At 43.4% G+C, this 22301-nt stretch carries 17 protein-coding genes; 6 read left to right on the top strand and 11 right to left on the bottom strand.

Annotation, left to right across the window (positions count from 1 at the left end; translation table 11 throughout):
* Position 1: 1 nt before the first annotated feature.
* The 5 genes from ccmE to ccmA are packed head-to-tail and all read right to left on the bottom strand — an operon-like array spanning position 2 to position 2889.
* Complete coding sequence (gene ccmE, locus ALT761_RS04320) at positions 2-574, bottom strand: cytochrome c maturation protein CcmE (protein WP_129736835.1); 573 nt, start codon at positions 572-574, stop codon at positions 2-4.
* Positions 575-609: 35 nt separating this feature from the next.
* Complete coding sequence (gene ccmD, locus ALT761_RS04315; RefSeq protein WP_013785232.1) at positions 610-825, bottom strand: heme exporter protein CcmD; 216 nt, start codon at positions 823-825, stop codon at positions 610-612.
* Entirely contained in the window at positions 825-1574 is a 750-nt protein-coding gene (locus ALT761_RS04310; RefSeq protein ID WP_129736833.1) for a heme ABC transporter permease, read from the bottom strand. The genes ccmD and ALT761_RS04310 overlap by 1 nt, the downstream gene beginning before the upstream one ends.
* The gene (ccmB, locus tag ALT761_RS04305) at positions 1574-2242 is read right to left on the bottom strand and encodes a heme exporter protein CcmB (protein ID WP_129736831.1); all 669 of its coding nucleotides are present in this window, start codon (positions 2240-2242) and stop codon (positions 1574-1576) included. The genes ALT761_RS04310 and ccmB overlap by 1 nt, the downstream gene beginning before the upstream one ends.
* Positions 2239-2889, bottom strand: coding sequence for a cytochrome c biogenesis heme-transporting ATPase CcmA (gene ccmA / locus ALT761_RS04300; RefSeq protein WP_129736829.1), 651 nt, complete (start codon positions 2887-2889; stop codon positions 2239-2241). The genes ccmB and ccmA overlap by 4 nt, the downstream gene beginning before the upstream one ends.
* 184 nt (positions 2890-3073) lie before the next feature.
* On the opposite strand from ccmA, the gene ALT761_RS04295 reads away from it, so the two are divergent.
* Positions 3074-5620: a flagellar hook-length control protein FliK gene (locus tag ALT761_RS04295; RefSeq protein WP_172602845.1), complete on the top strand. Its 2547-nt coding sequence runs from the start codon at positions 3074-3076 to the stop codon at positions 5618-5620.
* Positions 5617-5928: an EscU/YscU/HrcU family type III secretion system export apparatus switch protein gene (locus ALT761_RS04290; RefSeq protein ID WP_013785237.1), complete on the top strand. Its 312-nt coding sequence runs from the start codon at positions 5617-5619 to the stop codon at positions 5926-5928. Before ALT761_RS04295 ends, ALT761_RS04290 begins: the two co-directional genes overlap by 4 nt.
* 112 nt (positions 5929-6040) lie before the next feature.
* Here the strand turns inward: ALT761_RS04290 and ALT761_RS04285 are convergent, their stop codons facing one another.
* The 5 genes from ALT761_RS04285 to ALT761_RS04265 all read right to left on the bottom strand — a co-directional run bounded on the left by ALT761_RS04285 (position 6041) and on the right by ALT761_RS04265 (position 10888).
* Positions 6041-6793: a sulfotransferase family protein gene (locus tag ALT761_RS04285; RefSeq protein ID WP_129736825.1), complete on the bottom strand. Its 753-nt coding sequence runs from the start codon at positions 6791-6793 to the stop codon at positions 6041-6043.
* A gap of 101 nt (positions 6794-6894) precedes the next feature.
* The gene (locus tag ALT761_RS04280) at positions 6895-8091 is read right to left on the bottom strand and encodes an ABC transporter permease (RefSeq protein ID WP_129736823.1); all 1197 of its coding nucleotides are present in this window, start codon (positions 8089-8091) and stop codon (positions 6895-6897) included.
* Positions 8082-8882: an ABC transporter ATP-binding protein gene (locus ALT761_RS04275; RefSeq protein WP_129736820.1), complete on the bottom strand. Its 801-nt coding sequence runs from the start codon at positions 8880-8882 to the stop codon at positions 8082-8084. Before ALT761_RS04275 ends, ALT761_RS04280 begins: the two co-directional genes overlap by 10 nt.
* A 214-nt stretch (positions 8883-9096) precedes the next feature.
* Positions 9097-10137, bottom strand: a complete 1041-nt coding sequence (gene recA, locus ALT761_RS04270; RefSeq protein WP_129736818.1) for a recombinase RecA — start codon at positions 10135-10137, stop codon at positions 9097-9099.
* Positions 10138-10399: 262 nt separating this feature from the next.
* Positions 10400-10888 carry a CinA family protein gene (locus tag ALT761_RS04265; RefSeq protein WP_129736816.1) on the bottom strand — a complete coding sequence of 163 codons (489 nt, stop codon included), beginning with the start codon at positions 10886-10888 and terminating at the stop codon, positions 10400-10402.
* A 293-nt stretch (positions 10889-11181) separates the two neighbouring features.
* Here ALT761_RS04265 and mutS point away from each other — a divergent pair, with 293 nt between their 5' ends.
* The 3 genes from mutS (at position 11182) to eno (ending at position 16932) form a co-directional block, all read left to right on the top strand.
* Positions 11182-13770 (top strand): DNA mismatch repair protein MutS, encoded by a 2589-nt coding sequence (mutS, locus tag ALT761_RS04260; protein WP_129740560.1) that lies wholly within the window; start codon positions 11182-11184, stop codon positions 13768-13770.
* Positions 13771-13948: 178 nt separating this feature from the next.
* Positions 13949-15580, top strand: coding sequence for a CTP synthase (locus tag ALT761_RS04255; RefSeq protein ID WP_129736814.1), 1632 nt, complete (start codon positions 13949-13951; stop codon positions 15578-15580).
* 59 nt (positions 15581-15639) lie between these two features.
* Positions 15640-16932, top strand: a complete 1293-nt coding sequence (gene eno, locus ALT761_RS04250; RefSeq protein WP_129736812.1) for a phosphopyruvate hydratase — start codon at positions 15640-15642, stop codon at positions 16930-16932.
* 414 nt (positions 16933-17346) lie between these two features.
* Here the strand turns inward: eno and ALT761_RS04245 are convergent, their stop codons facing one another.
* Entirely contained in the window at positions 17347-20304 is a 2958-nt protein-coding gene (locus ALT761_RS04245; protein ID WP_129736810.1) for a TonB-dependent receptor, read from the bottom strand.
* Positions 20305-20831: 527 nt separating this feature from the next.
* Here ALT761_RS04245 and ALT761_RS04240 point away from each other — a divergent pair.
* The gene (locus ALT761_RS04240; RefSeq protein WP_129736808.1) at positions 20832-22289 is read left to right on the top strand and encodes a mannitol dehydrogenase family protein; all 1458 of its coding nucleotides are present in this window, start codon (positions 20832-20834) and stop codon (positions 22287-22289) included.
* Positions 22290-22301 lie beyond the last annotated feature (12 nt).

The following is a 22301-nucleotide window of genomic DNA, read 5'->3' as shown; positions in this document are numbered from 1 at the left end:
GTTACTGGCCTCCTGGTTTAGACTTTAATCTTGGCTCTGATCCCGTCCCTGATGCTGTTTCTGACGCTAATTCTGAACTCGCTTCATACTGATATGAAGATGAAGCATCGGTAACGGGCATATTGGCAGGTTTTTCATGCTTAATACCCTTCATCTTTTCTGCCAGTTCTGGTGGCATATATTCTTCATCATGCTTAGCCAGTACTTCTTGCGCAGTAATTTCTGTTGCCGACGTAAGCACACCGGTAGCCACAATCCCTTGGCCTTCACGAAACAAGTCAGGCAGTATCCCCGTGTAGGTCACCGTAACGATGGGGCCCGTATCTATTAAATCAAAGGACACCGCTAGGCTTTTGCTGTCTCGGCTCACACTACCCGGTACGACCATACCGCCAATACGAAGACGTTGACCAACATGGGGCATTTGCCCTTGCTTGCCTTCAATAATTTCACTTGGTGTATAAAATAAATCGATACTGTCGTTTAATGCATAAAGCATTAAACCAATTGCGCTGGCGATTAACAGCCCAACAATGCCCACTACCGCCAAACGCTGCTTTCTTCTAGGGTTCATGCCACTATCTCACTTTAAAAACTACTGACTACAACTTACTGTGCTGATGAAGCGTGTGATTTTTCTCTCGCTTCTTTAATTCGCACCTGACGCTGTTGTTCTTTTAAAACCGACTTCAGTAACCCTTTATGTTGCCGAAAGCTTAATACTACTAGCAGTATCATTGCTCCAAAGGTCACACCAAAAGATAACCAAACGTAGAAGGCATAGCCTCCCATGTCTAAAAATGCTGAGAATGAATCAAACTGCATTAGCTATTCTCACTTGTCGCGTGCGCTAACTTTTGCACCCAAGGGCGATGCATCTCACGGCGCACAATTTCGCTGCGTAGCCTTACCGTAGTCACTGCCCCAATAAAAAATGCAAAACCTAATAAACTAAGTAATAACGGCCACAACATTTCAGGCGCAATAGAAGGCTGATCGAATTTGCTGATGGTGGCCCCTTGATGCAAGGTATTCCACCATTCTACGGAGTAATGAATAATAGGAATATTTACTACGCCGACTAAAGCCATCACCCCTGCTGCTTTACCCGCCTGTTGTTTATCTTCAAAGGCACCATAAAGCGCAATAACCCCGATATACAAAAACAACAGAATAAGTTCTGAGGTTAGGCGCGCATCCCATACCCACCACGCGCCCCACATAGGTTTACCCCAGGCTGCACCGGTAAATAACGCAATAAAAGTCATGACGGCACCCACTGGCGCCATGGCTATCATGCTCATATAGGCCGTTCGCCATTGCCATACCATTCCTACCAAGGCCGCAATCGCCATAGCCACATAGGTGCCCATAGACAACATTGCGCTAGGCACATGAATGTAGATAATGCGAAACGAATCACCTTGTTGATAATCTTGTGGTGCAAAGGCTAGCCCCCACACTGTGCCTACGGCCAAGCATAACAATGCACCAATCCACAACCAAGGCTGCAAAGTTAGGCACAATTGGTAAGCATTTTCTGTTTTAGCGTAAGGATGTAACCACTTCCACATCAGTTTTGACTCACTTTCAAAGAATAAGCTATGGCAAACGGCGCAGCGGCAGCAGCCAGTAACAGCATGGCGCCAATAATAGCAAGTTGAGGATGATAAGGTAATTGCAGTGCGGCAGAATCTACAGCAGACGTGGCAAAAATCAGTAACGGAATAAAAACGGGGATTAAAAGCAATGCTAAAAGCAGTCCACCCCGTGCTAGCCCCACCGTTAATCCCACTGCAATAGCACCAATTAGCGACAGCAAAGGTGTGCCAATTAGCAAAGTAAGCATTAATGCTATAAACATATCCGTGCTTAGGTTTAAAAACATCGCGAGCAACGGCGACAGAATCAATAAGGGCACAAAGCTCACTAGCCAATGTGCCAGTACTTTAACCGTAGCAACAGCCGGCAATGGCATGCCACTTAAGGTATATTGTTCTAAAGAACCATCGATAAAATCATCACGAAAAAGCCGCTCCATCCCTAATAAGGATGACAATATAGCCGCAATCCAAATAACGCCCGGGCCAATACGTTGCAGTGTTTCAGGAGAAGGGCTTACGCCCAAGGGAAATAGGGTAACCACCATCAATAAAAACATGAGGGGTTGAACCAGCTCAGCTTTTTGCTGAAACGCAATCTGCATATCACGTTTGAAGATACCGAGTAGTAAGGGATTCAAAACCGGTACTCCAAATCAACACAGCGGTGCGCACCCGCTTCAGAAGACAGCGCTTGGTGGGAAGTAGTAATAATCATGCCGCCGTCTGCCACATGCTGTTTCATTTTACGCTCAAGTAATATTACACCTGCGCTATCAAGTGCGGTGAAAGGTTCATCTAATACCCATACCGCTGCACTCTTGAGCCAGAGCCGACTCAGTGCAACACGACGTTGTTGTCCAGCAGATAAGAATCTGACAGGCACATCTTCAAGGCCAACTAACCCTAAGCGTTCAAGCACTTGATAAATGCTTTCGATATCGGATGTTTGGGTAACATCCTTATTTTGAATACCGTGTTGTGCTAGCCAAAAGCGCAAATTATCAATGGCAGACAATGCACCATTTAATGCGCTTTTGTGGCCTAAATAAATAAGAGTTTGATAATATAATGAAGGGTTGCTGCTGATGTTCGCGCCATTAAAAATCACGTCACCGTGCTCAGGCGAACTCAAGCCAGTAAGAATACGCAATAAGCTGGTTTTGCCCGCACCGTTAGGCCCACGCAAATATACTAATTCCCCTGCATTAAGATTTAACGAAAAGTCGTCAAACAAAACACGATCGCGTTTTATGCAAGTTAGTCCAGATGCACATAAACCGGACACGCACGCTCCTTTACTATTCACTGTTTAAAACCGGCGTAGTTTATCACAGTAAGTTTCTTTCGCAGTCGCGAATTATGATTAAATATGATTTACTTCAACAACAAACGCGATGATATGCCCCGCTTATTACCTATACTTTCCATTACGGATTAAACTCGTCGCTCACCTGGCCGATAAGCTCCATATGACATCACAGTTAAGCGCACTGCTTTCAAATATAACTCAAAGTACTTCAGGGTCGAAATCGTCGGCAGCATCAGTGCTGAATAATTTATCCCAAGCTGCGGCGCTCGATACCGCCGCAAAGGTAACTGTGGCGCGATTGCCTGAACAGATACTTGCTATTCAAACACAAGGGCAACCGGCAACACAGGTTTCACTGTTGAAAAGCACAGATTTATTGCCGCCACAGCGCCCTCAATTAACCTCTTTCAGCCAAGGTGGAGTAACTCAAGCTGCCCTTATTAGCACTGAAACAGGCATGAGTACCAGTCAAGTTACCGCGATGCAGCTTAAAACCCTTTCACTTTCTTTAGCGACGATGCTGGCTTCTATGCCGACACCACAACAGAGCATGCGCGTTAGCGTGCAAGCAACGGTTACGCAATTAACGAGTAATCAACTGAGTCTAACGCTAGCAGATGGTCAGCCGTTAAATTTATCACTAAAGCCTGATGCCGCAGCGCAATTGAGCGCTGATATCAAAAACAATGGCAAGCTGGTTTCACTCACACTTAATCAAGTGCCTGGTGATACCGGTAAATTGACTGTTTCAATAACGTCAGCAAAACAATCAAACTTAGCGAGTCAAGGTACTCAATCAGCAGCTTCCACGTTACAAGCCGCGCCTCTATCAGTGATCGACAGCAAAATTACGACTGTGCTCACCAATGCATTGCGTTCTCAAGGTGTCGCCTTTGGACATGGTACCCCTGTTAACGGAAATGTACCTGATGCCATCGCTAAGCTACTGCCTAATATACAAACACAAAATACTTTGCAGCAAGTATCTATGCTCAGCCTTAAGGGCAATACGTTAACATCGTATTCCGCTGCCAGTCAGGCAGTATTGACATTCCCAACATCCGATAGCGGTGCTGTCATTCCAAGAGCTTCACAGCAGCTTGCCGCCAAACTTAGTGCTTCAGCTATACCTGTGGGAGCTATGGTTGAAAAAGGAGTTGAAAAAACGGCTGGAAATAATTCCGTTTTGACTGAGACTACAGGAAAAACTTCGGCAAATGGTAGTGAAAATGTAGCTCAACGAGCAAAAGCAGACAGTGCTAATCATGCTTCCAATTCGTCATCAATTAAGTTGTCACCAGAATTCTCAACTGCGGTAGATAGCAAAGGTGCTTCGATACAAGGGACCGATGTTCACAAGGGTATTATTACTTTATCTCGAGCATTACTTAGTCAGACGGGGTCCACTCAACAAGCGCTAACACAATTAACATCAATACTTAGCGGGACAGTAGAAGGCAGCGATAAAACCACTGCCGTATTAGGTCAAATTGCAAAGCAAATTACAGGAATAAACAGCAACGCATTACCCAGCGCTAGACCATTAGTAACACCCCAGGTACCCAATACAACTACCACACCTGCTTCACCTAACTCGAGCCAAGAGAGTAACGCTTTTACAAATGACAATACTGTTGGTTTAAAAACGGGCCTTGGAGATATTAATACAGGTAACGCGGATACCAGTTTACGAAAAGGCATTTCTCAGCTAATAGCTTTGCTCGGTGGCTCGGGGAACAGCATCCGCGGTAATGTTATACAGAGCAATACCTCTCAAGGTACTGCCACTCAAGGTAAAGATACGCTAGGTAATCACACTGGGGCAGCTTCAAATACGCCCACTACAAACGATAAAACTGCAAATCAAGTTACTGGTTCACAGGATATAGAGAAAAATAATGTAGAGGCAAAAACCTCAACGCCAACCCCCCAACAAAACATGCAGGCGACTCAAAATAATACCGATTCATCTATAGCGTCGCGCATTCATGGTTTACTCAACGCTCCCGCTATCGCGGTAACGCCACTAACCCTAACTTCTCCCATTGCCGCTTCTAATTTTGTACAAGGTTTAGTGGCATTATTACAAATATCATTAGCAGGCCGTGCACTATCGAGACAGCCATCTCTCAAAGTACAAATTGATTCACCTGATAGCATTATAAGTAAAACAATAACGAATACCTCTGGTTCTGCCCCCTCTAGCCGCGTTGCGCAAGATGTTGCCAATCTTGATAGTCGCACAAACTTACTGGCTAATTTAAAAACCTTATTAGCGAACCATCAACACAGCAAAGTGGCTCAAGCCGAAAATCGGGTTCAAGGGCAAGATAGTTTTTTCTATGCATTACCTTCTGTATCTCAACATTACGCACCCGCAGAACTTTTAGTGCAAAAAGAGCCAGATCGACAACACGGAAAAGAAGACAAAGATGGCGAGAAACGTTTATGGAATGTCACAATGAAGCTAGATATCGGTGATGCGGGCCAACTCCTAGCTAAATCCAAGATAGACACAGATACCATTACCATCGACCTTTATACTTCCAACGAAACCGTACTGACTCGAGTTGCTGATACCTTGCCTTTTTTAGAACGACGATTGGTTGATTTAGGGCTGAATATCGAGAAAATGAGTTTTCAACGGGGTCATATTCCTGACACACTAAATAAACGTCCACATCAAATTTTCGAGACAAGAGTATGAGCGAGAAAGCGAAGCGTGCAATTGGGCTCAAATATGATGGTGGCGACAAAAAAACAGCGCCAAAAGTCGTCGCTAAAGGCTACGGCGACCTTGCAGAAGCGATTATCGCCATGGCTGAAGAGTCCGGCATCCTTATTCATGAAGACCCATATCTTAGCGAAGTACTCAGCACACTAGATTTAGGGCAAGATATTCCCGAATCGTTGTATTTTGTTATTGCAGAACTACTGGCATATTCCTATGTTCTTCAAGGAAAAATACCGCCTGGGTGGGAAGGTGTGGTTAAGCATATAAATTATGAAGTATAAGGAGTGAAAAACATCGTTCACCACTTTCGCTTACTAGGTTTTAGACTCGTTTCGCGACAATTAATTGTACGTTCATCGGAGTATCAAAGTAAGAAAATCAACTAAAGCCTAGTTAAGAAGTTTTTAACCCAGTTACTTTCGAGTAAATTTCCTTAGCCTTGTTCAACAGCGTAGGGTCAAATTCCAACGCTAAGTCATTTTGCGTTTTTATTATTTCACCAGCAGATATGTTCAATGATGGGTCACCATGGCCAGCACTCCCGGTCTTCTTGAATTTTTTATATGAACTGGTCAATTCGGCGCCAAGACCCAACCAATTTTTAATTTCACTCAAGGTTTCAGCGGTTGAATCAACAATGTTATCAGAGTCTACTATCAAAACACCTTCATATTCTTGAGCAATTCGATGTAAATAGGTTAGTCTGTTTGTGTAGTATTTTAGCATCGCCTCTACATCAAGATATCCTTCATCCCCAGTTACTTCTCCCATTTTAACAATACTTTTTACCGTCGCTTCTGGCTCCCGAATTAAAATCAAAATATGGACATTGCTTCTTTCTAGAATCTCATTTGAAACAACAAAGCTGTTATGCAGTAGTTTGTCTAGAAAAAAGCCTTTGGTTGTTGACTGCCCTGTGTCTTTTAGCAGTTCCACGTGCATTTTAAGAAGCGAGCTTTTTTTGGGGTAGTCATAATGAAGTTCACCATACCCACACACTTCATCATGACTGCCAAGAACATGCGACAATAAGGAAGATCGGCTACGCATATGACTCAGAATTAAAATGTAATTTTGTTTTTCTAACAGTACGCGTGGGTTCTTAAGAATCAAGAGCGCCTTATCCATTTTACTTTTAATTGACATTAATCCGACATCCTATCAGCAATACAATTACATCATTGTTTAAAATCCATACTGACTTAAAACACGACGAAGTTCAAGATAAGGCTAAAACACTATAAAATTTATCTAAATAGCACTTTCTCTTTATTAAACCAGTACACACAAAATGCAATGAGTGCGGCGGCGATGGCTACTGTAGAAGTAAATATGCCGAACAAGGCAAAATAATCCATAGTACCTTTGAATAACTCTTTCATCGCTAATGCCACATTGGTAAGTGGCACCCAAATCCAACCACCTTCTAATTTAACCCCCGGCATCATTGCAATTAACACAGGGAAAACTACTACCATAACAAGTGCCCCCATATAACTTTGGGCTTCTTTAAACGATCGAGCATAAATAGAAAGAGACAATAAGACCGCGGCAAATATTGCCACTACCGGTATTAGCATTAAAAAGATAAGCACAAAATCAATGATGCCAATCATCGCCATCACCTCTGCTACAAATTCAATTGCCAACCCTTGAGATAAAACAATGCCCCATATGGCCATGGAAGATACGGTGATAAGTGCTGTAATTAGACCCGCGACACCGATGGTAAAGAATTTCCCCAATACCAGTTTATAACGCTCCATCGGAGATATTAATAGTGTCTCTAGCGTACCGCGCTCTTTTTCACCCGCACCTAAGTCTGATGCTGGTGCCATAGCACCTTGTAGGCATAAAATGAAAATGAAATAAGGTAATAACCCGCCCAAGCGTTCACCCCATACTTCACGATCATCCGCTATGTTTTCTTTTTCAATGACAATAGGCGCGAGTAACGCTTGCTGCTGTGACTCATTCAGTCCTAAGCTAGCAAAGGCCGTTTTTTGAAATTCATCAGTGTAAACATCGACAATTTCAGACACTCTTCCTAAAACTTTATTTAAGCCTGCATCATTTAAATACAATTTCAGCTTATGCTGACCAGAAGTGAGCACCTCGTTGTTAAAGGTTTCTGGGATAACTAGAACAAAGTCTAGTGTTTCATCTTTAATGAGCTTGGCATAGTCAGCTTCACCTTGGATATCCACCATCGTAAATTTGTCAGTTTCATTAGCGAATTGTTGCGACATCTCTGGCGCATATTGCTCGCCCACAATGGCATATTTCAATACAACGTTTTCGGCCTTTTCAGCGGCGGAATTCATGAAAAACATGGCTACACCGAAAATTAATGGGAAAAGCAGTAAAGGCAACACAATCATGAATATAATAGTTTTACGGTCGCGCAATAACTCTTTGAATTCCTTTTTAAAAATTAACCACATTGCCCTACCTCCGCTGTATTCATTTTTAAAGTGTGCAAAAAGCTTTTATGCATTTTTCCGTCAGATAGCGCACTAAAAGCGGCAAGGGAATCGTTAAATACACTTTCGCCTTGATTAATCACCGTTACACGGTCGCAAAGCATTTGAACTTCATCCAAATGATGGGTAGAAAAAATAACTGGCGTTCCTTTATCTTTAAGGCGCTGAATAAAGTCCATCACTGTTGAGGTGGCCATAATATCTAAGCCTGTAGTAGGCTCATCAAGCACAACTAAGGAAGGTTCATGAATAACAGCGCGAGCAATGGCTGTTTTTTGCTTCATACCAGATGAGAAGTTTTCTGCCCGTCTGTCTAAAAAGCTCTGCATGTCGAGTAAGTCAGCCATTTCTTCAATACGTGCAGAAATTGTCGATTTAGTAATGCCATGTAATTCGCCAAAATAAGCAATATTTTCTCGCCCGGTCAGCCTGCCATATAAACCAGTTGAGCTAGACAGAAACCCTATTTTTTTACGCGCAATTATTGGGTTGGCTAGTACGTCTTCACCATCAATTACCACGGTGCCGCTATCTGGCTTAAGGGCGGTTGAAAGCATGCGTAATGTAGTGGTTTTTCCTGCTCCGTTAGGACCAAGCAAACCAAGCACTTCTCCTTGACCACATGAAAACGATACATTTTTCACTGATTGAAAGTAGCGACCTTTTAATCGTGGATCCTTTTTCTCTTGCTCACTTAGCTTTTTGGGGTTCTCCACCTCGAAGCGTTTAGCAAGATTAGATATTTCAATCATTATCCCTTCCCTTTTTTTATTATTTAAATCGAATGCTTACAGTACTAGTCTTTGCCTTTCTATTTTTATTACAGCTTTACTGTTTTTTTATTTTAATTCAATCCAAGATATAGAATTAAAGTGTTAACAAGTATGTTTTTTGAACACAAAAAAGCCCACCATTTGGTGGGCTTTTAAATAACACAAATGCGCTATTTTATAGTAAGTTTAGTCGCTACTGCTGAGCATCATCTTCTGCAGCAGGTGCTTCTTCAACTTTCACTGTCTTAGGTAAAAGTAGCTCAGCGCGAATTTGTTTTTCAATCTCATCGGCAATAGCTGGGTTTTCTTTTAGGAACTTCATTACGTTCGCTTTACCCTGACCGATACGATCACCTTTGTAGCTGTACCAAGCACCGGCCTTATCAACCAATTTCTGCTTAACACCTAAGTCGATAAGCTCAGCTTCTTTACTTATACCTTCGCCGTAGCGAATCATGAATTCAGCTTGCTTAAATGGCGGTGCTACTTTGTTTTTCACTACTTTAACGCGAGTTTCGTTACCTACTACCTCATCGCCTTCTTTAACCGCGCCAATACGGCGGATATCTAAACGTACTGAAGAATAGAACTTAAGTGCGTTACCACCAGTTGTTGTTTCTGGGCTTCCGAACATTACACCAATTTTCATACGAATTTGGTTAATGAAGATACACAAGGTATTTGAACGCTTGATGTTACCTGTAAGTTTACGCAATGCTTGCGACATTAATCGCGCTTGCAAACCAACGTGTGAGTCACCCATGTCGCCTTCAATTTCCGCTTTTGGCGTAAGGGCAGCAACCGAGTCAACAATAACGACATCAACACCGCCAGAACGAACCAGCATGTCACAAATCTCAAGCGCTTGTTCACCCGTATCAGGTTGAGAAACTAAAAGCTCATCGATGTTTACACCTAGCTTCGATGCGTAAATTGGATCTAGCGCGTGCTCAGCATCTACGAAAGCACAGGTTTTACCTTTCTTTTGAGCCTCTGCAATTACCTGCAAGGTAAGTGTCGTTTTACCCGAGGCTTCAGGGCCGTAAATTTCTACCACACGACCGCATGGCAAGCCGCCTATGCCCAAAGCGATATCAATGGTGAGTGAACCAGTAGAGATAGCCTCAATGTCCATCGCTTGGTTGTCGCCTAAACGCATAATAGCGCCTTTACCGAACTGCTTTTCAATTTGCCCAAGTGCGGCACTTAAAGCTTTAGATCTATTACTGTCCACGTCAATATCCTCTAGGATTAGCGGTTAAATTCTTTAGTTGGTGATGTCTTTGTTGAAGCTGCCTTTGCTATTTTTACTAGCTATCTTTACTAAAAGTACTATTCATCCATACAGCTAGCATTCATTGCATCAACATTTGCTTACCGACACCTTACCAAGTGTTGCGTGCATTCTATACTGTACAAGCATACAGTTTCAACCTGAGTTTCATTTTATTTTGCTTAATGGGTTCTTATTAGCTGCTTCTTGAATAATCATCTAATCAATCAGCTAACATTGCCAGTAGGTGAGTAATTGCAAATGCTATTGCATGCAAGCGAACAGTCTCGCGGTCTCCAGCAAAAACCTGCTTAATCGTTTCTGATTTAGCACCACAGATAAAACCAAACCAAACAGTACCCACGGGCTTTTCTTCGCTGCCGCCACCGGGGCCTGCAATACCGCTTACGGTTACCACGACATTCGCGTCGCTCTTGTGCTTAACGCCCGCCGCCATCTCTTCAACGGTCTGCATCGACACCGCGCCATGTGCATTCAGGGTTTCTGGTTTCACACCTAGTTCACGCATTTTAGCGTCGTTTGAATACGTCACCCAACTTTGATTAAACCAGTCTGAACTGCCAGCAATACTGGTAAAGGCGAACGCAACGCCGCCTCCGGTGCAAGACTCTGCGCTTGAAACCGTCCAGCCTTTACGACGAAGCGCATTACCCAACGCCGTCACCATCTCTGTTATATTGTCAGGTACCATGAATGTCCTTTATTGCTATCAGCGCTATCATCAGCTTCGGCCGTTGAAGCATTAAGCTGTGCCGATGTACTCATTGGTGAGAGCTATCATTTAACTAACGAGTTCAGGAAATGGTTGAAAATTCCATACTCGTATCAATAATACACAGCAAATACGAAAAGCGATTATTTTAGCACTCCTGCTCTTTTAATCACTCTTCTGTTAATAATTCTTCTGTTAATATAACAAATTGAGTTATCGCAAGTAGCAGCAATAAAAAAAGCACGAGGCATTTTTTGGAATCACACACTCCTATGATGCGCCAGTATTTAACGATAAAGGCGCAGCACCCTAACATTCTTATGTTTTACCGTATGGGCGACTTTTATGAGTTGTTTTTCGACGATGCCAAGAAAGCCGCAGAACTGCTTGATATATCGTTAACCGCACGGGGCAAATCCGGTGGCGATCCTATTCCTATGGCTGGCGTTCCTTACCACGCGGTTGAAAGCTACTTAGCCCGGTTGGTGAAAATGGGCGAGTCGGTGGCGATTTGCGAGCAAGTTGGCGATCCAGCTACAAGCAAAGGCCCTGTAGAGCGCCAAGTTCAGCGCATTGTTACCCCAGGTACGGTTACCGATGAAGCCTTATTAGAAGAACGCCGCGATAATGTACTAGCGGCAGTTTGCGGTCACAGTATGCACTACGGCGTGGCTACATTAGATGTCACCAGTGGCCGGTTTGTCGTGGTCGAGTGCGACACCGATGATGCCTTGCTAGGTGAGCTTCAACGAATTAATCCTGCTGAACTACTCTATCCTGAAGGCTTTGAAAGCTTACCCTTGATTGAACAGCGTAAAGGCTTGCGTCGACGGCCCGAGTGGGAATTCGATATCGATACCGCCACCGAACAATTAACTGCTCAGTTTCAAACGAAAGAGCTGGCGGGTTTTGGGGTATCAGATTTAACCAAAGGTATCGGCGCCGCTGGTTGTGTACTTCAATACGTGAAAGATACTCAGCGTACTGCCCTTCCCCATATTCGCCGTATACAAAAAGAACAACAAGACAGCCGCGTACAATTAGATGCTGCTACCCGCAGAAACTTAGAGCTTACCCACAATTTAGCCGGCGGTATCGAAAATACCCTGTTTAGTGTAATGGATACGACCACTACCGCCATGGGTAGCCGGTTGCTGCAACGCTATATTCACTCGCCAATTACCGACCAGCATGAGTTACACAATCGGCAAGATGCTATAGAAGCGCTCATCGACAATGAGCCAGATGCTATTCGCGGCCATTTAAAAACGATTGGTGATATTGAACGCATAATGGCACGTTTGGCATTGCGTTCAGCAAGACCCAGGGATTTCGCTAGGCTTAAAAATGCATTAAATACCCTGCCCGACCTTCAAGAAGCGTTGGGGGCGTATAACGTTGCACAGCTCAATGAGTTAAAACAGGCCGTCAGTACTTACCCAGAGCTACAAGCTTTATTAAATAACGCGATTATCGATAACCCGCCTGTGGTTATTCGCGATGGCGGGGTTATTGCTGAAGGCTTTAATAGCGAATTAGATGAGCTTCGAAAATTGTCTCAAGGTGCTACTGATTATCTTGACGCCATGGAACAACGCGAACGTGAACGTACCGGCATTTCAACCCTAAAAGTAGGCTACAACCGGGTTCACGGTTTCTTTATCGAGATTAGCCGCGCTAATAGCGACAAAGCACCCGCCGAATATATTCGCAGGCAAACGCTTAAGAATACTGAGCGCTTCATTACCCCAGAACTTAAAGAGCACGAAGATAAAGTACTTACCAGTCAAGGTCGTGCGCTAGCCCTCGAAAAACAGCTTTATGAAGCGCTTTTCGATGAAGTCGCGCCACGCTTAAATGCGCTAATTGAAACGGCCGCAGCACTGGCCAAACTCGACGTACTATGCTGTTTTGCCGAGCGCGCGTTAAGTCTGGATTGGTATCGCCCAACGTTAAGTATGGAAAGTGCGCTGATCTACGAAGAAGGTCGGCATCCTGTGGTGGAACAGGTTATGAAAGACCCGTTCATTGCTAACCCACTAACGCTCAACGATAGCCAGCGCATGCTTATTATTACTGGCCCTAACATGGGCGGTAAATCAACCTACATGCGCCAAACCGCATTAATTGCACTGCTCGCGTATATTGGCAGCTATGTGCCCGCACAAAACGCCCATATTGGTAAAATTGATAGGATATTTACCCGTATTGGTGCTTCTGACGATTTAGCATCTGGTCGCTCAACCTTCATGGTAGAGATGACGGAAACCGCCAACATTCTGCACAACGCTACCGAACATTCGTTAGTTCTAATGGATGAGATTGGTCGCGGCACCAGTACATACGATGGTTTGTCGCTCGCGTGGGCGTGTGCCAGCTACCTCGCCCAAAAGCTGAATGCTTACACCTTATTTGCAACTCACTATTTTGAGCTTACCGAGTTACCTGATACCGAGAAAAGTGTAGTTAATGTGCATTTGGATGCGGTAGAGCACGACGACACCATCCGGTTTATGCATAGTGTGCAAAATGGCGCGGCAAGTAAAAGCTTTGGTTTACAGGTTGCACAACTTGCGGGTGTACCTAAACCTGTTATTAAAGCGGCGCAGCAAAAACTCGCTATTTTGGAAAACGCGCATCTTATTTCTGAAACTGAATCCGGTGCGGATAAAACTGGCAAGCAACGCGATAAGCGAACCAGTAAAAAAGCAGCATCATCCTCACCTGCTCAATCTCAACTGTTGTTCCCAGATAAACCTCATCCGGTATTAGAAGCCTTGGAAAATTTATCCCCTGATGAACTTTCACCACGCCAGGCGCTTGACCTTATTTATACGCTAAAGCGTTTAAGTCAGTCGTAAAAAGGAACGCTTGCGGCGAAAGCCACGCTCAAATAGGTAAAAGACGCGATTGTGTGGGCAAACAGATTGTCTGCTCACACTAACTTGCGTATACTATTATCCCGTCCAAAGTATGGGTAGTTTAGTTCCTAAACTACACTCATATTTACCCAATACAACTCAACGTTCTAGGTTTCGCATGACAAATTATATTTTCGTCACCGGTGGTGTAGTTTCATCGCTAGGTAAAGGTATTGCCGCTGCGTCGTTAGCCGCAATTCTTGAAGCTCGCGGGCTCACCGTCACCATGTTAAAACTCGACCCGTATATTAATGTCGACCCAGGCACCATGAGCCCTATTCAACATGGCGAAGTATTTGTTACCGATGATGGCGCAGAAACCGATCTTGATCTTGGTCACTACGAGCGTTTCATTCGCACCCGTATGACCAAGCGTAACAACTTCACTACCGGACGGGTATACGAAGAAGTACTAAAACGTGAACGTCGAGGCGACTACTTAGGCGCCACTATTCAGGTTATTCCCCACATTACCAACGAAATTAAACGCCGTGTGGTTGAAGGTGCTGAAGGTCACGATGTGGCTATTGTTGAAATTGGTGGAACGGTAGGCGATATCGAATCGCAACCTTTCTTAGAAGCAATTCGTCAGCTAGGCACCGAACTAGGCCGCGAAAAAGCGATGTATATGCACTTAACTTTAGTGCCTTACATGCCAGCTTCAGGCGAAGTAAAAACGAAACCAACCCAGCACTCAGTGAAAGAGCTTCGTTCGATTGGTATTCAGCCAGACATTCTAGTGTGCCGCTCTGTAGGCGCATTACCATCGACTGAGCGTTCTAAAATTGCGTTGTTCACTAACGTAAACGACAAATCGGTCATATCGCTTAAAGACGTAGACAGCATCTACCGCATTCCAGCAGCACTTAAAGCGCAAGGAATGGATCAACTTGTGGTAGACCGTTTTGGTTTAGACTGTAAAGAAGCCGACCTATCAGAATGGGAACAGGTACTTTATGCAGAGTCTAACCCTACTGCTGAAGTTAACATCGGTATGATTGGTAAATACGTTGAATTGCCGGATGCTTATAAGTCAGTTAACGAAGCACTTAAACATGCGGGTTTAAAGAACCGCTTAACCGTAAACATTCACCATATCGACTCGCAAGATGTTGAAAGCAAAGGCCCTCAAATTCTAGAAAAGCTAGATGCTATATTAGTGCCTGGTGGTTTTGGTGAGCGCGGTATCGAAGGTAAAATTGCGGCAGCACGCTACGCCCGTGAAAACAAAGTACCTTATTTGGGTATTTGTCTAGGTATGCAAGTAGCACTCATTGAGTTCGCCCGTAATGTAGCGGGTATGGAAGATGCCAATAGCTCAGAGTTCGACCCTGAGACACCTTACCCAGTGGTTGGCTTAATTACAGAATGGCTTGATGAAGCGGGTACCACAGAAGTACGTACCGAAAATTCAGACCTAGGCGGCACTATGCGTCTAGGTAGTCAGCTTTGCCATTTAATTGAAGGCACTAAGGTGCATGAAATGTATGGCAGTGCTGAAATTTATGAACGTCACCGTCATCGCTACGAGGTGAATAACAACCTTCGCGAACAAATTGAAGCTGCAGGGTTAAAGGTAAGTGGTTTGTCCACTGACAAACGACTTGTAGAAGTGATCGAAATACCTGACCATCCTTGGTTTATTGCGGGTCAATTCCACCCTGAATTTACGTCAACCCCTCGTGATGGACACCCATTATTTAAAGGGTTTGTCGCAGCAGCTGGACAGTATCAAAAAGAGAATCATTAATTTCTAATAAGGGAACACTTTCTCCCGTTGTGTTCTCAAACAATTGTTAAGGAAAAAACATGGCGAAAATTAGTCGCATTATTGGTCGCGAAATTCTGGACTCACGCGGTAATCCTACCGTTGAAGCCGACGTGTATTTAGAATCAGGCGTTATGGGCCGTGCTGCAGCACCATCTGGCGCTTCAACCGGTAGCCGAGAAGCACTAGAACTTCGTGACGGTGACAAGTCTCGTTATTTAGGTAAAGGCGTAATGAAAGCCGTAGCCGCTATTAACGATGAAATTGCCCCTGCGCTTTTAGGTAAAGATGCACTAGCACAAGCTGATATTGACGCTATCATGATTGACCTAGACGGCACAGAAAATAAAGAAACTCATGGTGCAAATGCCATTCTAGCGGTATCGCTAGCGGTAGCTAAAGCAGCGGCTTTAGAGAAAGGCGTTGCCCTTTACGAGCACATTGCAGATCTTAACGGCACTCCTGGTCAATACTCGATGCCAGTACCTATGATGAATATCATCAATGGTGGTGAGCACGCTGACAACAACGTAGACATTCAAGAATTCATGGTACAGCCAGTAGGCGCAAAGAGCTTCAAAGAAGCCCTTCGCATGGGTGCTGAGATTTTCCATTCACTTAAGAAAGTGCTTTCTGCTAAAGGCCTAAACACGGCGGTTGGCGATGAAGGTGGTTTCGCACCAAACCTTAGCTCTAACGCTGAAGCGCTAGCGGTTATCGTTGAAGCAGTAGAAAACGCTGGCTACAAAATGAATGAAGATATTACGCTAGCACTCGATTGTGCGGCATCTGAATTCTACAAAGATGGTCAATACGTATTGTCTGGTGAAAACAAGAGCTTCGATTCTGAAGCCTTTGGTGATTACCTAGCTGACCTTTCTGAAAAGTACCCTATTGTGTCTATTGAAGATGGCCTAGACGAGAGCGATTGGGACGGTTGGGCAAGTTTGACCAATAAGATTGGCGAAAAAGTACAACTTGTTGGCGACGATTTGTTTGTAACTAACACTAAAATTCTTAAGCGTGGTATTGATAACGGTATTGGTAACTCAATCCTTATCAAGTTCAACCAAATTGGTTCACTAACTGAAACCTTGAACGCAATTAAGATGGCGAAAGATGCAGGCTTCACGGCTGTTATCTCTCACCGTTCAGGCGAAACAGAAGACGCCACTATTGCTGATTTAGCCGTAGGTACTGCAGCTGGCCAAATCAAAACTGGTTCGCTATGTCGTTCAGACCGCGTTGCTAAGTACAACCAACTTCTTCGCATTGAAGAAGCGTTAGGTGATGCTGCAACCTATAAAGGTCGCTCTGAAATTAAAGGTCAGTAGTATTATTTACAGTGCATTTTACGTAAAAGTGCACTGATTACTTACCTAATTAAAAGCTGCATAAAGGCCCATATTTTATGGAGAACCTTTACGCAGCTTTTTTGTGTCTGCTTGAAGCCTTTTAAAAAAGTCACTTGTACATTGCGCTTTGTATACGGCCTTTTGTGTGTTATTTCTAATACTTATTAATTGTAGGTAGGCTTTTGTCGTTAGCCTGTTGTATTCAGCTTGCTATATATATTTCTCTGCTTTCTATACGCCTATATAAATTCCTTTTTAAAACGCGTTTACACATGTCCCTTTTAAAAGGGATGACGATTATCAAACACTAGCGAGCTTAAATTTAAACAAAAAAATACCCCAGCTAGTGCTGGGGTATTTCAATTTATCGTTATTGGTGAAGCTAGTCGCTGTTTAGAAGCGGTAGTTAGCACCTAGTGTAATTCTGCGGTCAGTTAGACCTTGGAAGCACAGCAATGCACCTTCGTTCACACATGACTGCTCAACTTCTGATTCGGTAATGTTAACCGCTTCAAGACCAATATTTAGATCTTCGTTGATGTCATAGTTAATACTGGCGTTAAGTTGACCGCGATCTTCTTGAACCACTGGGAAACCCCATGGGAAACTTGAAGTACTACCAAAGTCGTCCGAACGATACGCTTCACGCCATGTGTAACGCATACGAGCAGATAAACCAAACTTCTCATAGTACAAAGTGAAGTTATACGCGTTTTCAGATAGGTTCAGTAGACCTTGAATAGCCGTTACTTCGATATCATCCACACCTGTCGTAGCTGCAAATACGTTACCTGCTCGGCTAGTTGCGGTATTAACTGCTTCACCACCAGAGAACTCTTGAATAGTGTAGTTAGCTAACACACCAAAACCTGACGCCCAACCAAGTTCTTTTTCGAATCCAGCTAAGTCGTACTGAACTGCAATCTCGATACCCTTTTGCGTTGTTTCACCAGTATCGTTAATCTTAGTCTCTGTACCAACACAAACCCCAGTACCTAAATCTGGACCAAATACGTTAATATCTGCGATTGGGTTAAAGACACCACCGCCTTCACATGGGTCAGTCAAATCTCTGTAGCCAGTTACCGGATCTTCGAATGCACTAACGATTTGGTCAACGAACAAATCTTTACGTGTCTTATGGAAGTAGCCGATACTCAATACACTAGCCTCTGCAAAATACCATTCTGCAGCAATGTCGTAAGAAATAACTTCTTCAGGTGTAAGACCAGGGTTACCGATAGCAACATTTGGGTTCGGGCTAGTGCTAAATGTTACTGAAGTAGATAAGTCGTCGAAGTCAGGGCGGCGAATATCTTTACCCGCACCAAAACGAACCACTACGTCATCGGTAACATCAGCAACAATATTGATGCGAGGCAGTATGAAGTCATAATCACCAGTATTTGTTACCTGTGATACCAATTCATTCCCTGCGTCATCTACTGTTATTGAGTTACCCACTGAGGTAACGTCTGTTTGTAAATAACGTACACCAAAATTACCGCGAAACATTTCATACTCAAAGTTCGCTTGAGCGTACAATGCATGTGTTTCTTCTTCAATATCAAAGAAGCCAGATGAGCTTGAAGTAGGTGCATTCAATGTAGCAGACGAACCATGTTCATCTAGGGCTTGTTGTAATGTGCTAAGAACACCATCAGGGTCCGACGCTACAAGCTCTGGATTAATAATTAAGAAATCACGTACATAAAGTTCGCGACCATCTGCCTCATTAAAGTTGTTAGGTCCAGCCACTAAAAGATCGGCAAATAAATCACCGCGAGGGCTGTCTTCCATACTTCTTAAACCCACACTCGTACTAACATCATCGCGCTTACTGGTTGACTTGTTATAACGGTAACCGAAGTCTACTGATGTGATCATCGAATCTACGTAATAAGAAAAGTCAAAACGAATTGCGTCTTCTGAGTTCTCAGTGGTATCTCTTCCAATGTTAACATCACGCAATACAACGTTATAAGGATCTAGCAACTGCTCAACGGTAGGTGCGTACTCTGCGCCAGAGGCAATACCAAATGCCAAAGAGCCGCCAGACAAATCATATTGAAACGGAACACTATTATCGTTACCACCACCAGCATCTAATGGTGCATTAGGGTTGATGAAGTTAAGCGTAGTATTAAAGCTAGGTGTGGTAGTATCTGAAGATGAAGAAGCAACTTCAGCACTTACAAACCATTTTTCGCCTTGCCATTCACCACCCAAACGGAAAATTTGGCTTTCTGTAACACGTGAATTTGTATCGGTTGATAAACGTAGGTTAGGATCATCGTCATCATTGTCTAGATTCACCGGAATAACACCAGAAAGCGCGGCTTGGATAGAACCTAAGTCGGTACCACCTAGCGAACCAAAGTTAACGGTTTCAAACTCATCTGGTATTGATATATCGTTTAATGCACTAACTCCTGAAGCCTGGACACGAGAACTTTCTTGTAAGCGCTCTTGGTCGTTAATAACTGCATCGAAGAAGAATTTAGTGTTGTCGTTTGGCTGCCATTCGAAGGTACCTACAAAGTTCTTAGTTTCGTACTCGTAGTTATCGTAATCTTGGACAAAAAACTGAATGGGTAGGAAGTCAAAAGATTGTGCACTTGCAACGCCGCTGTCTGAAGCAACGAGGTTGTCTCTATCTGTACGCGGTCTAAAAGCAGAAACATCTTGTTCTGAGTAACTTCCACTCACTACCACACCGAACTTACCGTAGTCGTTTTCCCAGTTGTCACCATAGGTAGCTGATAATCTAGGTTGGAAGCCGCTATCCGTTGAAAGGCTACTATTCTCACCTTGCACGCGTATAGAGGTTAATCTTTCGGTTAACTGAAGGGGACGTATAGTTTTGAGGTTGATTGTTCCCCCAACAGAGCCTTCAATAGTTTTTGCATCTGGTGACTTAGTAACTTCCAAACCAGCAATGATTGCAGCAGAAACATCTTCGAAATCAATACCGCTTCGACCTGTGCCTGACCCTACCGTTGAAACTCCATTAATTTCTGTACGGTTCGCATCGGTACCACGAATCTGTACACCTGTTCCAACACCCGCTTCCCGAGTAATTTGAATACCAGTGATATTCTCTAATACTTCGGCTAAGTTTTGATCTGGTAGCTTACCAATATCTTCAGCTTCAATGACTTCTACTAAATTGTTTGTAAAACGTTTTTCATTTAGTGCACTGGCAAGCGAGGCGCGAATACCAGAAACCTGAATAACTTCTACATCTTTTTCGGCTTCTTCTTGAGCTTCTTGCGCGAGTGTAGAAGTGGCAAAGCTTAACGATGTAGCAGATAACATCGCTAAGGTAATTTTAGATAGTTTGTGTCCCATGTGTGTTTCCTCTTGCAGTGTTTTGGAAGTACATCCGGCTATCCAAAATCACTTTGCTAATTTACGATTAGTGCATCTTGATTTAATAAATAAACACGATCTTTACAAGATGATTACAAAACTAGTTCAAAAAGCATTTGTGGTCAACCTTTACCCACCTCTTTTTTACTAATATTAGACTAAAATTGTAATGCCAATTAACACAACCTTAACTAACCAAACTATTACTAAACATTTTTTTCGGTCAAATAACCCGCTATTTCAGTAGGATAGAGTGTGATGATGTATTAAATTTGTTAATTTATATTGTAATTAGGCTTTCAATAAGTAGTGGTAATTTTTTTAATCTAAGCTGAGTGGGCTAGACATCAAACTAGAAATGGTCATAATGATTCCATTAACAAAATGTCAACGTATTAGCCTTATTGGTAATATAGTTGTTAGGTTATGTTGCGAATAAGACGGTTGTGGTGCTTGCATCTCCCTTCTGCTTATCCTCTAAATTTCTCGTATTTAAAGTGGAACTGATGAAAATTAACCCGTTAAATAAATCTGCTTTAGCAAACCTATGTGCCTCGGTCGAAAAACCAAATTACGAACTTAGCGAAACGTCTTCGGCTATTATTCACTTTGGTGCAGGAAATTTTCATCGCGCCCATCAAGCGGTTTATTGCGATACGCTATTAAATAAAGGTGAAAGCCAGTGGGGAATTACCGGTGTCTCGCTACGCTCTTCCACCATGCGAGACAATCTAGCGTCGCAAGATTATCTTTATACCTTGGCAATACTCGGTGAAGAAACACGGTACCGAGTTATAGGCGCTATAAAAAATATATTAGTGGGCCCTGAAACCCCGCAGGCAGTGATTGATAAACTGGCACAGAGTCATACTGAATTAGTCACCACTACCATCACTGAAAAAGGGTATTACCTCGCCGAAGGAGCTATTGACCAATCTCATCCCGACATCGTCAACGATATTAATTCTTTGGCTATACCAGTAACAGTTTATGGTTTTATAGCCGCCGCATTAATTAAAAGAGCAAAAGATAGCGCAGCTCCTCTCACTGTACTTTGTTGCGATAACATGCACGCGGGTGGTCAGCGCTTGAAAGACGGCGTCAAGTTAATACTCGGAGTACATAGTAAAGAAACATTACCCTGGGTTGAAAAAAACGTAGCATTTAGTTCATCTATGGTTGACCGCGTCACACCATCAACAGACCAAACACTTATTGATACCGTAGCCCAAGACACTGGGGTGTATGATAACGCGCCGGTCTCGGCTGAACCTTTCACGCAATGGATAATAGAAGATAACTTTGCGGGACAGAAACCACCTTTTGATAAAGCAGGTGCACTGTTTGTCAATGATATTGCGCCATTTGAGAAAGTGAAACTACGCTTCTTGAATGCTGGTCATACCATACTGTCTGCATTAGGTTATTTAGCAGGCGACAAGTACATTCATGAAGCTCTGCTACGCTCGCCGCTTGCGCAATTTACTGAGCAAGCGTTAAAGCTTAATGTATTACCCGTTACCTCGGTACCTAGCGACGTTAACGGCGAAACCTATATTGATGATGTGCTTCAACGATTTAGAAACAGTCACTTACCTTATGGCGTACTTCAGGTAGGCACCGACAGTTCACAGAAAATTCAACAGCGTCTATTTCCCTCTATAGATGATGCACTATCGAATGAAAGCGACTGTTCATATCTTGCATTCGCTTTGGCCGCTTGGGTCTGTTTTGTGCAGAAGGCGTCAGATTCACAACAACTCAACGATCCACTTGCCCTTAACTTTGCTCAATATATAGAACAAGGCGCTAACAATGATGTTTACGACTTTCTAAATTTAGCTGGCGCTAGCAAATATTCTTTATTCACTGACAACACTTTTATGGCTTCGGTAAACGAGTATTACCACTGCATTAATCGTGTGGGCGCGGAACAAGCCGTCAGTGATTTTTTAACAGATTAACAAAGAGAAGTT

Source organism: Alteromonas sp. 76-1 (assembly GCF_900654235.1).
GTDB classification, from domain to species: Bacteria; Pseudomonadota; Gammaproteobacteria; order Enterobacterales; family Alteromonadaceae; genus Alteromonas; species Alteromonas naphthalenivorans.
This window is presented reverse-complemented; position numbering and strand designations above follow the sequence as displayed.